Annotated in this window: 12 protein-coding genes; 5 read left to right on the top strand and 7 right to left on the bottom strand. The window is 72.3% G+C overall.

Translation table 11 applies throughout. The features are described 5' to 3' along the window. Positions 1 to 21: 21 nt before the first annotated feature. Positions 22 to 1,215 (bottom strand): Gfo/Idh/MocA family protein, encoded by a 1,194-nt coding sequence (locus AAEP86_RS07900; protein WP_420369993.1) that lies wholly within the window; start codon positions 1,213 to 1,215, stop codon positions 22 to 24. 97 nt (positions 1,216 to 1,312) lie between these two features. On the opposite strand from AAEP86_RS07900, the gene xylA reads away from it, so the two are divergent. The 5 genes from xylA (at position 1,313) to AAEP86_RS07875 (ending at position 6,146) form a co-directional block, all read left to right on the top strand. Continuing rightward, positions 1,313 to 2,503, top strand: coding sequence for a xylose isomerase (xylA, locus tag AAEP86_RS07895; protein WP_420369992.1), 1,191 nt, complete (start codon positions 1,313 to 1,315; stop codon positions 2,501 to 2,503). Next, positions 2,500 to 3,969 (top strand): FGGY family carbohydrate kinase, encoded by a 1,470-nt coding sequence (locus AAEP86_RS07890; protein ID WP_420369991.1) that lies wholly within the window; start codon positions 2,500 to 2,502, stop codon positions 3,967 to 3,969. The genes xylA and AAEP86_RS07890 overlap by 4 nt, the downstream gene beginning before the upstream one ends. A gap of 80 nt (positions 3,970 to 4,049) precedes the next feature. Continuing rightward, positions 4,050 to 5,036 carry an acetylxylan esterase gene (locus tag AAEP86_RS07885; RefSeq protein ID WP_420369990.1) on the top strand — a complete coding sequence of 329 codons (987 nt, stop codon included), beginning with the start codon at positions 4,050 to 4,052 and terminating at the stop codon, positions 5,034 to 5,036. A gap of 86 nt (positions 5,037 to 5,122) precedes the next feature. Continuing rightward, positions 5,123 to 5,272, top strand: a complete 150-nt coding sequence (locus AAEP86_RS07880; protein WP_420369989.1) for a hypothetical protein — start codon at positions 5,123 to 5,125, stop codon at positions 5,270 to 5,272. Between the two features lie 151 nt (positions 5,273 to 5,423). Beyond that, a complete protein-coding gene (locus AAEP86_RS07875) occupies positions 5,424 to 6,146 on the top strand; it encodes a VIT1/CCC1 transporter family protein (protein ID WP_420369988.1) in 723 nt (240 codons plus the stop codon). Positions 6,147 to 6,251: 105 nt separating this feature from the next. Here AAEP86_RS07875 and AAEP86_RS07870 read toward each other — a convergent pair whose 3' ends face one another. From AAEP86_RS07870 to AAEP86_RS07845, 6 genes are all read right to left on the bottom strand, one after another. Further along, positions 6,252 to 7,226 (bottom strand): NADPH:quinone reductase, encoded by a 975-nt coding sequence (locus tag AAEP86_RS07870; protein WP_420369987.1) that lies wholly within the window; start codon positions 7,224 to 7,226, stop codon positions 6,252 to 6,254. Continuing rightward, positions 7,223 to 7,684, bottom strand: coding sequence for a MarR family winged helix-turn-helix transcriptional regulator (locus AAEP86_RS07865; protein ID WP_420369986.1), 462 nt, complete (start codon positions 7,682 to 7,684; stop codon positions 7,223 to 7,225). Before AAEP86_RS07865 ends, AAEP86_RS07870 begins: the two co-directional genes overlap by 4 nt. A 58-nt stretch (positions 7,685 to 7,742) precedes the next feature. Then, positions 7,743 to 10,133: a glycoside hydrolase family 3 N-terminal domain-containing protein gene (locus tag AAEP86_RS07860; protein ID WP_420369985.1), complete on the bottom strand. Its 2,391-nt coding sequence runs from the start codon at positions 10,131 to 10,133 to the stop codon at positions 7,743 to 7,745. A gap of 50 nt (positions 10,134 to 10,183) precedes the next feature. Further along, complete coding sequence (locus AAEP86_RS07855) at positions 10,184 to 11,068, bottom strand: carbohydrate ABC transporter permease (RefSeq protein ID WP_420369984.1); 885 nt, start codon at positions 11,066 to 11,068, stop codon at positions 10,184 to 10,186. A gap of 61 nt (positions 11,069 to 11,129) precedes the next feature. Next, positions 11,130 to 12,158 carry a carbohydrate ABC transporter permease gene (locus AAEP86_RS07850; RefSeq protein WP_420369983.1) on the bottom strand — a complete coding sequence of 343 codons (1,029 nt, stop codon included), beginning with the start codon at positions 12,156 to 12,158 and terminating at the stop codon, positions 11,130 to 11,132. 7 nt (positions 12,159 to 12,165) lie between these two features. Further along, positions 12,166 to 13,464, bottom strand: coding sequence for an ABC transporter substrate-binding protein (locus AAEP86_RS07845; RefSeq protein ID WP_420369982.1), 1,299 nt, complete (start codon positions 13,462 to 13,464; stop codon positions 12,166 to 12,168). Positions 13,465 to 13,592: the final 128 nt, after the last annotated feature.

Below are 13,592 nucleotides of genomic sequence, written 5' to 3'. Positions count from 1 at the left end.
CGCGTGCTTGGTGTCCGCCACTCAGATCACCGTCCAGGAGCTGCCGTCGGCCGCGCTGCGCTCGACCGCGTCGAGGACGCGCTGCACGTGGAGCCCGTCCGCGAACGACGGCGACGGGTCGGTGCCGGCGACGATCGCCTGCACGAAGTCCGCGACCTGGTGGCTGAAGGTGTGCTCGTAGCCGATGAGGTGCCCCGTCGGCCACCAGGCGGCCATCCACGGGTGCTCGGGCTCGGTGACGAGGATGCGGCGGAAGCCCTGCTCCCCGGCGGGTGCCGACGTCTCGTACAGCCGCAGCTCGTTCATGGACTCGAGGTCGAACTGGACCGCGCCCTCGGAGCCGCTGATCTCGAGCGTCAGGCCGTTCTTGCGTCCGGTCGCGTAGCGGGTCGCCTCGAAGGTGCCGATCGCTCCCTCGGCAGCGCCGCCGGCGAGACGACCGAGGAAGAACGCCGCGTCGTCGACGGTGACCTGGCCGCGCTCGGTCGAGGCGGTTCCGGAGAGCCCGACCCCCTCGGCCATGAGGGGCCGCTCGTGCACGAAGGTCTCGAGGGTGCCGGACACGGTGAACAGGTGCGCCCCGGTGACGTGCTCGACGAGGTCGATCGCGTGCGCACCGATGTCGCCGAGCGACCCGGAACCGGCGAGCGCCTTGTCCAGCCGCCACGTCATCGGGCCGTCCTCGTCGGCGAGCCAGTCCTGCAGGTAGAGCGCGCGGACCTGGCGGACGGTGCCGAGCCTCCCGGCCTGCACCAGCTGTCGTGCCAGCGCGATCGCGGGCACCCGACGGTAGCTGAAGCCGACCATCGCCCGGACGCCGCGCTCGGCGGCGGCCGTGGCCGCGGCGGTCATCGCCTCGGCCTCGGCGACGGTGTTGGCGAGGGGCTTCTCGCAGAGGACGTGCTTGCCGGCCTCGAGCGCGGCGATGGCGACCTCGACGTGGGAGGACCCGGGCGACACCACGTCGACGACGTCGATGTCGGGGTCGGCCACGACGGCGCGCCAGTCGGTCGACGCCGCCTGCCAGCCGTACCGCGCGCGGGCCGCTTCGGTCCGCTCCGGGTCGCGTCCGACGACGACCGCCATCTCGGGATCGACACCGAGGTCGAAGAACCGCGGTGCGGTCCGCCATGCCTGTGAGTGGGCCGCTCCCATGAAGCCGTGCCCGACCATCGCGACCCGCAGCCGTTGCTGCGCGTGTCGTTCTTCCGCCATCCGCTCGCTCCTTTGCGATCACGTCCTTGCCACAGCCAACACTACCGCTTATGTTGGGCGCGGCAACATTTTGTTTCGACGACGAACGGTGACCACCATGGCAACGACGCCCACCCGTGCAGACAAGTTCTCCTTCGGTCTCTGGACCATCGGCTACAACGGCTCCGACCCCTTCGGCGGACCGACCCGACCCGCCCTCGACGTGGTCGAGGCGGTCGAGAAGCTCGACGAGCTCGGGGCCTACGGCCTGACCTTCCACGACGACGACCTCTTCGCGTTCGGCTCGACCGACGCCGAGCGGCAGACCCAGATCGACCGGCTCAAGGGCGCCCTCGAGTCGACCGGGATCGTCGTGCCGATGGTCACGACCAACCTCTTCTCGGCGCCGGTCTTCAAGGACGGCGGCTTCACCTCGAACGACCGCCAGGTGCGCCGCTTCGCGCTCCGCAAGGTCCTCCGCAACATCGACCTCGCCGCCGAGCTCGGCGCGTCGACGTTCGTGATGTGGGGCGGCCGCGAGGGCGCCGAGTACGACAGCGCGAAGGACGTGCAGGCCGCGCTCGAGCGCTACCGCGAGGCCGTCAACCTGCTCGCCCAGTACGTCACCGACAAGGGCTACGGCATCCGCTTCGCCATCGAGCCGAAGCCGAACGAGCCCCGCGGCGACATCCTCCTGCCGACCCTCGGCCACGCGATCGCCTTCACCGAGACGCTCGAGCGCCCGGAGCTGTTCGGCATCAACCCCGAGGTCGGCCACGAGCAGATGGCGGGCCTGAACTTCACGGCCGGCATCGCCCAGGCGCTCTACCAGGGCAAGCTCTTCCACATCGACCTCAACGGTCAGCGCGGCATCAAGTACGACCAGGACCTCGTCTTCGGCCACGGCGACCTGCAGAACGCGTTCTCGCTCGTCGACCTGCTCGAGCACGGTGCCCCCCAGGGCGGACCGGCCTACGACGGCCCGCGCCACTTCGACTACAAGCCGAGCCGCACCGAGGACATCTCAGGCGTCTGGGACTCGGCCGCCGCGAACATGCGCATGTACCTGCTCCTCAAGGAGCGTGCACAGGCCTTCCGCGCCGACCCCGAGGTGCAGGCCGCGCTCGAGGCGTCGAAGGTCGGCGAGCTCAGCACGCCGACACTGAACGACGGCGAGTCGTACGACGCGTTCCTCGCGGACCGTTCCGCGTACGAGGACTTCGACGCGGACGCGTACTTCGGCGGCAAGGGCTTCGGCTTCGTCAAGCTGCAGCAGCTCGCGATCGAGCACCTCATGGGCGCTCGTTGAGCCAGCAGCTCGTCGCGGGGGTCGACTCGTCGACCCAGTCCTGCAAGGTCACCATCCGTGACGCGGGCACCGGTGCGGTCGTCCGGGAGGGGCGCGCGTCCCACCCGGACGGCACGTCCGTCGCCCCGCGCCACTGGTGGGATGCCCTCGGCGCCGCGATCGCGGACGCCGGCGGCCTCGAGGACGTCGGCGCGATCGCGATCGCCGGGCAGCAGCACGGCATGGTCACGCTCGACGCCGACGGCCGCGTCGTCCGCGACGCCCTGCTCTGGAACGACGTCCGCAGCGCCGACGCGGCCGCCCAGATGGTCGAGGAGCTCGGTCGGGAGGCGTGGGTCGCCCGGACGGGCCTGGTCCCGGTGGCCTCGTTCACCGGCACCAAGCTGCGTTGGCTCCGCGACGCGGAGCCGGAGAACGCGGCCCGCGTGGCCGCCGTCGCGCTCCCCCACGACTGGCTGTCGTGGCGGCTGCGCGGGTACGGTCCGGCGGACGAGAGCCCGCTCGGCCCGGACCTCGACGCCCTGGCCACGGACGGCTCCGACGCGAGCGGGACGGCCTACTGGGACCCGGTGCGGAAGGACTACGACGCGGAGCTGTTCGAGCTGGCGCTCGGTCGGCCGATGCGCCCGGCGACGACGGGCGACGACGACGCCGTGGTCGTGCCGCGGGTCGTGGCGCCCGACGAGGCGATGGGCACGTTGTCCGCGGACGTCGAGCTGCCGGGCGGCGCCGTCGCCCGCGCAGGACTCGTCGTCGGCCCCGGACTCGGCGACAACGCCGGGGCAGCGCTCGGCCTCGGGCTCGGCCCGGGTGACGTCGCGGTGTCCCTCGGAACGAGCGGCACGGTCTTCGGTGTGAGCGACGCCGAAGTGCGTGACCCGAGCGGGACCGTGGCGGGCTTCGCCGACGGGACCGGGTCGCGCCTCCCGATCGTCACGACGCTCAACGCGGCTCGCGTGCTCGAGGTGATCGGACGGCTGCTCGGCGTCGACCACGACGCCCTCGGCCAGCTGGCGCTGCAGGCGCCGGCCGGTGCCGACGGCCTCGTGCTCGTGCCGTACTTCGTCGGCGAGCGCACGCCGAACCGACCGGACGCTACCGCGTCCCTGCTCGGGATGACCCCGGACACGACGGACCGGCCACACCTGGCCCGGGCCGCCGTCGAGGGGATGCTGTGTGCCCTCGCCGACGGACTCGCCGCGGTCGAGGCCACCGGCGTGACCGTGTCGCGCCTGCTGCTCATCGGCGGGGCCGCGCGCAACGAGGCCGTCCGCGTCGTCGCCGCACAGGTCTTCGGCCGCGACGTCGAACTGCCGGAACCGGGCGAGTACGTCGCCGCCGGAGCTGCTCGGCAGGCCGCGTGGGTGCTCACCGGGTCGCTCCCGTCGTGGGCGGTCGACACCACGGTGGTGCCTGCCGACCCGCAGCCCACCGTGCTCGAGCGGTACCGCGCCGCCGCGCGCTGAGCACACCACAGCACGACACTCCCTGCCCCCGGCGCCGTCCACGACGGTGCCGGGGGCAGGATCGTCCCCGGAGGAGACCCATGCCGTTCACCGACCTGCCCATCGACCAGCTCCGCACGTACCGCCCGTCCTTGCACCGACCCGACGACTTCGACGCGTTCTGGTCCGACACGATCGCCGCCGCTCGCGACGCCGGAGCGGGGACCGACCCCGTCCTGACGCCGGCCGACACCCCGGTGACGGCCCTCGACGTGCACGACCTCGTCTTCCCGGGCTTCGCCGGTGACCCGGTGCACGCCTGGGTCTCCCGACCGGCGGGTGCCACCGGAGACCTGCCCGTCGTCGTGGAGTTCCTCGGCTACAACGGCGGCCGTGGCCTGCCCGGCGAGCGGGTCTCCTGGGCCCTCGCCGGCCACGTGCACGTCGTCATGGACACCCGCGGTCAGGGCAGCGGCTGGGGCTCGGGCGGTGACACCCCGGACCCGCACGGCTCGGGACCGCACGTCGGCGGCTGGATGACCAGCGGCATCGCCGACCCCGCGGCCCACTACTACCGGCGCGTCTTCACCGATGCGGTCCGCCTCGTCGACGCGGTGCGGACGCTCCCGGGCGTGGACCCGGCCCGCGTCGCGCTCACCGGGGGCAGCCAGGGCGGGGGCATCACCATCGCCGCCGCCGCGCTCGTCGAGGCGCACGGTGCACCCCTCGCGGCCGTCATGCCGGACGTCGCGTTCCTCTGCGACTGGGAGAACGGGACGGCCGTCGCGGTGGGCGGGCCCTACCGCGAACTCGCGACCTACCTCTCCGTGCACCGCGACGCGGTCGAGACCGTCTGGGACACCGCCGCCTACTTCGACGGGGTGCACCACGCGGCGGGGATCACCGCGCCGGCGCTGTTCTCGGTCGCGCTGATGGACGACGTCGTCCCGCCGCGCACGACCTTCGCCGCGTACAACGCCCTGGCGTCGACGGACACGGCCATCGAGGTGTACCCGTACAACGGGCACGAGGGCGGCGGGTTCCGGCACTGGGAGCGGCAGGCGGCGTTCCTGCGCGACCGCCTCTGAACGCGGCAGATCGGCACGGTCGCAGGTACGGCGCGTAGGCAGGAGTGGGCTCGTCGACGAGTCCACCGCCGCGGGAGGAGCGTCCGATGCACGTGCGACCATTCCACTCGGACGCCACGCCGGGCGTCCACCACGTGTTCGACGACTGCCCGGACCTGCCGTCCGGCTGCAAGTGCGTCCGCGGCAGCCACGGGTGGCCGATGTGCGTGCAGTGCCTCCGGCGTCTCGAGGCGTGACCTCGCTCCCGGCCCGTCCGTCGGCGCCCGCGGATGGGGCACCCTCGCGCTCGCGAGTGGTCAGGTGAGGGTCGCCTCTCCTCACAAACCCCAGGTCAGGGCAGCCTTTCCTGGCTAGCGCACTCGGCTGCGGAGTGCTTTCCTGGACCACATGGCCACCATCTCCGTCCCCGCGCTGCCGACCGCGACCCCCGACGACTCGACGAACGCGGCCCGCCTCAACTGGTTGCGCGCCGGGTTGCTCGGCGCGAACGACGGCATCGTCTCCGTCGCAGCGGTCGTCGTCGGCGTGGCCGGCGCGGGCGCGTCGATCGGTCCGGTCCTGGCCGCGGGCGGTGCGGCGCTCGTCGGCGGCGCGGTGTCGATGGCGCTCGGCGAGTACGTCTCCGTCAGCGGCGCCCGCGACGCGCAGCGCACGGGCCAGGCGGCGCTGGCGGCCCGCCGAGCGACCGACGCCGCCGAGACGGACGATATCGCCGAGGCCTACCGGGCGATCGGCGTCACCCCGGACGTCGCCAGGACGATCGCCGACGAGCTCGGCCGCCCCGAGGTGCGCGAGCGGTGGGTCGCCGCCGAGGAACTCGCCGCCCAGGACGAGGTGGTGAGCCCGTGGCGTGCGGCGTGGGTGTCCGCGGCGACCTTCACCGTCGGCGGCCTGCTGCCGTTCCTGGCGACGCTGCTCGTCCCCGCGTCGGTGCGGATCGCGGTCCTCGTCGTCGCCGTGCTGCTCGCGCTGGCCGCGACCGGGACGACCGGGGCCGTGCTCGGCGGCGCTCCCCGCGGTCGGGCGACGCTGCGCGTGGTGCTCGGTGGCGCGGCGGCCCTCGTGGCGACCTGGCTGGCCGGCACCCTGCTCGGCGCGCACGCCCTCTGACCCCGGGCGCCACGGACGTACCGATCGGTCACCGGCACCGTTCGAGCGTGAACGCCGCGGGAGCACCGAACCCGCCTCGGCGCGTCGACGCAGCGCGTCCCGGCGTCAGCGCGTGGTGTCCAGCAGCACCCGTCCGCTCCGCCCGGCGTCGACGCGGTCGTGCGCCTCCGCGATCGCGTCCAGGGGCAGCACGACCCCGATCGGGACGACGAGCGTCCCCTGCGCCACGGCGGCGACCAGGTCCTCCATCGCGGTGCGCTTCACGTCGGCGGCGAAGTCGTCGCTGCCGAGGAACCGGACGAGCACGTTGGCGAAGAGCAGCGGCGGGAACGGCAGGTCCACCCGGTCGCCGCGGGCGAAGTACGTGGCGATGACGCCGTCGTTCGCGATGACCGCCGCGTCGAGGTCGGCGTTCGCGTCGAGTGCGACCTCCACGACGCGGTCCACCCCGTCGGGAGCGACCGCCCGGATCGCCGCGGCGGGGTCGGAGTCGAGGGCGACGAGCCGGACGCCCGGCAGCGCGGTGGTGTCGAGGTCGCCGGTCCGTCGGACGGTCCCGATGACGGTCGCGCCGTCGGCGACGGCGAGCTGGGCGGCGATGGACCCGACCGCTCCGCGGACGCCGTGCACGAGCACCGTCCGACCGCGGACCGGTCCGTCGGCGAAGACCGCACGGTGCGCGGTGATGCCGGGGATGCCGAGGGCGGCGGCGACGTCGTCGGACACCGCGTCCGGCAGCGGCACCGCCAGCGCCTCGGGGACCACGACGGACTCGGCCGCGGTGCCGGACGGCCGGTAGGACTGCGCACCGTACACGGCCACCCGACGTCCGACCAGGTCGGTGGACACCCCGGGGCCGACCAGGTCGACCACGCCGGCGCCGTCGCTGTGCGGGACGACCCGCGGGTACGGCATCGCCGACCCGAGCCACCCCTCGCGCTTCTTCGTGTCACCCGGGTTCACGCCGGAGCGGGTGAGCCGGACGCGCACCTCGCCGTCGGCCGGCAGGGTCTCCTCGAGCGATCCGACCCGGAGCACGTCGCTCGCCGCGCCCTGCTCGTCGTACCAGGCTGCCTTCATCGGGTCCGTTCCTCTCGTCCGTCCGACGGTGCTCGCCGGAGCGCCTGCAGGTCCCCCTCGAGCCGCCGCAGCGCCTCGTCGTCCAACCGTCCGCCGATCCGGCGGGCCAGTGCAGCGTCGAACACGGACCGCGCCCGGTCGAGGGCCGCGGCACCGGCGGGGGTCAGGACGAAGAACGCCGAGCGTCCGTCGTCCGGGTTCGCGACGCGCACGCACAGCCCGTCCGCACGGATCCGCTCGACGAGCTTGCTGGCGCCGCCGCGCGTGATCGCCAGGGCGTCGGCGACGTCCGCGACGCGACAGTCGGGGGTGGACGCGATGACGGACATCGGCTCGAAGCGGTGCAGCGGGATGCCGCAGGCAGCGGTCAGCTCGGCGTCGACGTCCGACCAGACCTCGGTCTCGGCGCGGATGAGCGCGTCGAACACCGCTCGGAGACGCGACGACCGGGAACCCATGCCGCCAAACTAGTTTCCATGGAAACGATCCGCAAGCCAGGGGTCCCCGGTCACCACCTCAGACGCGCTCCCAGGTGACCGTCCGCCGGTCGGAGGACCGGACCTCGCGGACCGGGCCGGTGACTCGGAGCACCGCACGGTCCGTGGCGGACCCGGGCACGGGCTCCGGACCGGACCCGCCGCCGTGCGCGACGATCCCGCCGGAGTCCACCGCGCCTCCCGGCTGCGACGCCGCCGCATGGGACGCGACCCACACCTCGACGTCGCCCGGCTCGACCACGCGGCGCAGGTCCCGCCCGCTGAAGGCGAACCGCTGCACCGGGACGTCGAAGCGCACCCGGGCCGACTCCCCCGCGGCGAGCGTGACCCGCGCGTAGCCGAGGAGCTGGACGAGGGGACGGGTGACCGACCCGTGCACGTCGTGCCCGTAGAGCTGGACGACGTCCTCGCCGGACCGGTCCCCCGTGTTCGTGACGGTCACCGTCGCGGTGAAGGCCTCGTCCGTCGCGACCGTGTCGTCGACGAGCAGGTCCGTGTACGCGAACGACGTGTAGCCGAGCCCGAAGCCGAAGGGCCGGACCGGCGTCGAGTCCGCGGCGGTCACGTCCGACGGCCCGCCGAGCCGGGGGTGCAGGTACGTGTACGGCTGCGCTCCGGCGGCGCGGGGCAGCGAGACGGGCAGGCGCCCGGACGGTGCCGCGGCGCCGGTGAGCAGGTCGGCGATCGCGGTCCCGCCGCCCTCCCCCGGGAAGAAGGCCTGCACGACGGCGGCCGGGCGCGGGCCCGCGCCGTCGAGCGCCCAGCCGACCGCGTAGGGCCGTCCGGTGAGCAGCACGACCACGGTCGGCGTGCCGGTGGCGACGACCGCCTCGACGAGTTCGCGCTGGACACCGGGCAGGTCCAGCGACGCGGTGTCGTTGCCCTCGCCGACGGTGCCACGACCGAAGAGTCCGGCCTGGTCGCCGACGACGACGACCGCGACGTCCGACGTGCCGGCCAGGTCGACGGCCTCGGCGATCCCGGAACGGTCGGTGCCCTCGACGGCGCACCCGGTCGCGACGTGGACGGCGTCGGGGCCGAGCGCGTCGGTCAGGGCCTCGCGGACGGTCGGGATCGCGAACCCGAGGGGCAGGTCCGGGTGGGACGCGAGCACGTGGTTCGCGAAGGAGTAGCAGCCCTGCAGGGCCTCGGCCCGGTCGGCGTTCGGGCCGATGAGGGCGATCCGACCGGCGGCGACGGTGTCCGCTGCCAGCGGCAGCACGCCGTCGTTCGACAGCAGGACGAGCGACCGCGCGGCGAGCTGCTGCGCGAGCTCCCGGTGCCTCGGTGTGTCGAGGTCGATCCCGGTGGGGGCGTCCTCGGCGAACGCGTCCGCGTCGAGCAACCCGAGCCGCTCCTTCTGGCGGAGGACCCGGAGCACCGCCCGGTCGAGCAGGGCCTCGTCGACGAGTCCTGCGCGGACCCGGTCGACGAGCGGCCCGAGGTAGGCGTCCCCGGTCGGCAGCTCGACGTCGATGCCGGCCTCGAGCGCGAGTGCGGCGGCCTCGCCGCGATCGGCCGCGACGCCGTGCATGACCTCGAGGAACGCCACCGAGAAGTAGTCGGCGACGACCGTGCCGTCGAAGCCCAGCCGGTCACGGAGCAGGTCGGTGAGCAGTGCGGCGTTCGCGGCGACGGGCACGCCGTCGACCTCGGCGTAGGAGTTCATGACGCTGCGGGCGCCACCGTCGCGGATCGCCATCTCGAACGGCGGCAGGTAGACGTCGGCGACCTCGCGGGGGCCGGCGTGCACCGGGGCGTGGTTGCGCCCCGCCTGCGAGGCGGAGTACCCGAGGAAGTGCTTGAGCGTCGCGTCCACCCCGGCGCTCTGCAGACCGCGCACGTACGCGGTGCCGACCGTGCCGACGAGGTAGGGGTCCTCCCCGATGCACTCGTCCACCCGGCCCCACCGCGGGTCGCGGATGACGTCGAGGACGGGCGCGAGGCCCTGGTGGACGCCGAGCTGCCGCATCGAGGACCCGATGACGGCGCCGACCTGCTCGACGAGTTCGGGGTCGAACGAGGCGCCCCACGCGAGCGGGGTCGGGAAGGTCGCGGCCTTCCACGCGGCGAGTCCGGTGAGGCACTCCTCGTGCACCAGCGCGGGGATCCCGAGCCGGGTCTCGCGCTGCAGACGACGTTGTTCCGACCACAGCCACGCGGCGCGCTCGTCCGGTTCGACGGGGCGGGTGCCGTACACGCGGGTGAACTGGCCGATGCCGTGGCGGGTGATGTCGGCGAGCGTGCGGCCGTCCTGGGCGGCGGCCATCTCGCCCTGCATCGGCGCGACGACGCCGTTCTGGTCGAGCCAGTAGCCGACCAGCTGCGCGGCCTTCTCGTCGAGGGTCATGGCCTCGAGCAGGGCGGTCGCCCGGTCAGCGGCCTCCGACTCCGGCAGCGTCGTGGCCACGGACGGGAGGCCCGGCTCGGCCCCGGCAGTCCGCGTCGCGTCCGCCGTCGTCACCCCTTCACCGCCCCGGTCAGGCCGCCGACGATGCGGCGCTGGAAGACGGCGAAGAACACGAGCGCCGGGATCATCGACAGCGAGGTGAACGCGAGGACCCGGGCGGTGTCGACCGAGTACTGCGACGAGAACGCCTGCACCCCGAGCGGCAGCGTGTAGGCCGACGCGTCGTTGAGGATGAACAGCGGCAGGATGTAGCTGTTCCAGCTGCCGATGAACGCCAGGATGCCGACCGTGACGACGCCCGGCAGCGACAGCGGCACGACCATCCGGAAGAAGAACCCGAGCCGGCTGGCGCCGTCGATCGACGCGGCCTCCTCGAGTTCGTCGGGGATCGCCCGGAGGAACGGCACCAGGATGATGACGGTCGTGGGCAGCGCGAACGCGATCTGCGGCAGGATCACGCCGGCGAGGCTGTTCGTCAGGCCGAGGTCCTTCACGAGCAGGTACAGCGGGGTGATCGCGACGGTGATCGGGAACATCAGGCCGGCTGCGAACAGCGAGTACAGGGCCTCGCGTCCGCGGAACTTGTAGCGCGCGATCACGAAGCTCGCCATGAGCCCGAGCACGACGACGCCGACGGTGGTGGTCACACCGGCGATGACGGAGTTGCCGAGCTGCTGCCAGAACACGCCGCTCGAGAGCACCGACAGGTAGTTGTCGAACTGCCACGGGCTCGGCAGGCCGGCCGGGCTCGCGGTGATCTGCGAGTTGCTGCGGAACCCGCCGAGCACGATGTAGAGCACCGGCCCGACGCAGACCGCGATGAACAGCAGCGCGATGAAGTACGTGCCGAGGTTCCGCTCACGACGGACCGGGCCGGTGTCGTGCAAGCGGGTCCGGCGACGGTTCGGCGAGACGATGGAGGCGGTGGCGGTCATCGGTCGGTCCTCTCGGCCAGTGCGATGCCGACGGCGCCGGCGGTCGTGTCGGTGGAGGCGGTCATCGGTCGGCCTTCTCGGTGAGGGCGCCCGCGGTGTCGCGGCGCAGGACGAACCGCTGGTAGACGAGGGCGACGACCAGCGAGATGAGGAAGATGACCACGGCCACGGCGTTGCCGTACCCGTAGTTGCCGGACAGGCGGCCGTTGGCGACCATGTACGTCGCCATCGTCGAGGTCCCGGCGGTGGCCGCGATGTACTGCCCCCAGATGATGTAGACGAGGTCGAACAGCTGCAGGGACCCGATGATCGACAGGAACGCCCAGATGCGGACGGTCGGGCCGAGCAGCGGCAGCGTGATCCGTCGCTGGATCTGCCAGTAGCTGGCGCCGTCGAGCTGCGCCGCCTCGAACAGTTCCTCCGGGATGCTCTGCAGCCCCGCGAGGAACAGGATGACGGCGAACCCGATGTACTTCCACGAGATGATCGCCAGGAGCGTCCAGATCGCGATGTCGGGGTTCGACAGCCAGTCGGCGCGGAGCGCACCGAGGCCGACGGCCTGCAGCAGGTCGTTGACCGCGCCGCTCGACTGCAGCATGAGGCTCCAGCCGGTGCCGACGATGACCTCGGAGATGACGTACGGCAGGAAGATCAGAACGCGGATCAGGCCGCGGCCGCGGATCCGCTGGTTGAGCAGCAGCGCGAGGATGATCGCGATCGGCCCCTGCACGAGCAGCGAGCCCACGACGATCACCGCGTTGTGGAACAGCACGCCCCGGAAGTCCGGGTCCGTGAAGATGATCTTGTAGTTGTCCAGCCCGACGAAGTCCGTGGGGGTCCCGTACCCCTGCCACTTGTAGAAGCCGTAGTAGGCGGCGAGGACGACGGGCAGGATGACGAACCCGACGAACATGACGGTCGCCGGGCCGGCGAGGACGGCGATCTCGACCCGGGTGCGGACGTCCGAGCCCTTGCGGGCCCGGCGGGCCGGGGCCGACGGCGAACCGTCGGCCCCGGTCTGCTGACGCCCCGCCCCGGACCGCGCTGTCCCGGAGCGTTCCGGGGAGCGGGGTGCGACGGAGGTGCTCATGGGTGTCTCAGCCCTTCGCTGCGGCCTGGTTGACGGTCGACACGATGTCCGAGACGGACCCCTTGCCGGCGAGCAGGTTCACGACGCTCGTGTTGAGCGCGTTGCCGACGTTCTGGCCGTAGACGGTGTCGAGGTAGTTCGAGACGAACGGCGCCTTGTTGTAGGCCTCGAGCACGCTCTTGAGGTACGGCTCGGTGACGACCGACTGCGCCGACTGGTTGGCCGGGATCGCGTTGAAGGCCTTGTAGTAGGCCTCCTGCACGGGCTTCTCGGTCATGTAGTTGAGGAAGTCGGTGCACGCCTTCTTGGGTGCCTTCGCCGAGCACGAGTACCCGTCGACCGCGCCCATCATCGAGCCGGGAGCGCCCTTGCCGCCGGAGACCTCCGGGAACGGGAAGAAGCCGAGGTCGGCGAGGGGCTTCCCGTCCGGCGTCAGGGACGAGATCACGCCCGGGTCCCACGCACCCATGAGCTCCATCGCGGCCTTGTGGTTCGCGACGAGACCGGCCGAGCTGCCGGCGCCCTGCTGTGCGGCGGTGGTGAGGTAGCCGTCGTTGAACGGCTTCGTGTCGAAGAACGCCTTGGTGTCCTTGCCCGCCTGGCTCCAGCAGGAGTTGGTGAACTTCAGGTCCTGTGCGGTCTTCGTCAGCGTGCTCTCGCTGCAGGCACGCAGCGCGAAGTTGTAGTACCAGTGCGCGGCCGGCCAGGCGTCCTTCGCGCCCACGGCGACCGGCTGGATGTCGGCGTCCTTGAGCTTCTGGATGTCGGCGTTGAGCTCGTCCATCGTGGTCGGCGTGCCCTCGATGCCGGCCTGCTTGAAGAGGTCCTGGCTGTACCAGATGCCCTCGGGGTTGACGTCGACCGGCATGGCCCACGTCTTGCCGTCCTGCTTGTACCCGCCGAACGCGCCGTCGCTGACCTCGCTCTTCGCGGTCTTGCCGATCGACCCGGAGATGTCCATGAGCTGGCCGGCGTTGACCATGGCGGACATCTTCCCGCCGCCGCGCTGGAGGAACACGTCGGGAGCGGAACCGGAGTTCAGCGCCGTCTGGAGCTTGCCGTCCAGGTCCTCGTTCTGGATCGCCTGGATCTTGATCGTGACGTTCGGGTTCTTCGCCTCGAAGTCCTTGACCGTCTTCTCCCAGAACGCCTTGCCCGGGCCGGTGGTGGAGTTGTGCCAGAAGGTCATCGAGACCTTGCCGCCGTCTCCCCCGGCGGCATCGCTGCCCGCCGAGCAGCCCGCGGCCACCAGTGCTGTCGCCCCGACCAGCGCGATGGCTGCCGCGGCACGGATCTTCCTCGTCATCGTGGAACTCCTGAGTGTCGTCGTTGACCTGCAGCGACTTCGACTGTCGCTGCGGAGAGCGTGCCAGGTGCTCCACGGCCCTGTCAATCGATATCGATAACGTTTTCTTTACCAATCGTGCGGTGCGC

The sequence above is a fragment of the Curtobacterium sp. L1-20 genome, from assembly GCF_048755855.1.
Lineage (GTDB): Bacteria > Actinomycetota > Actinomycetes > Actinomycetales > Microbacteriaceae > Curtobacterium.
This window is presented reverse-complemented; position numbering and strand designations above follow the sequence as displayed.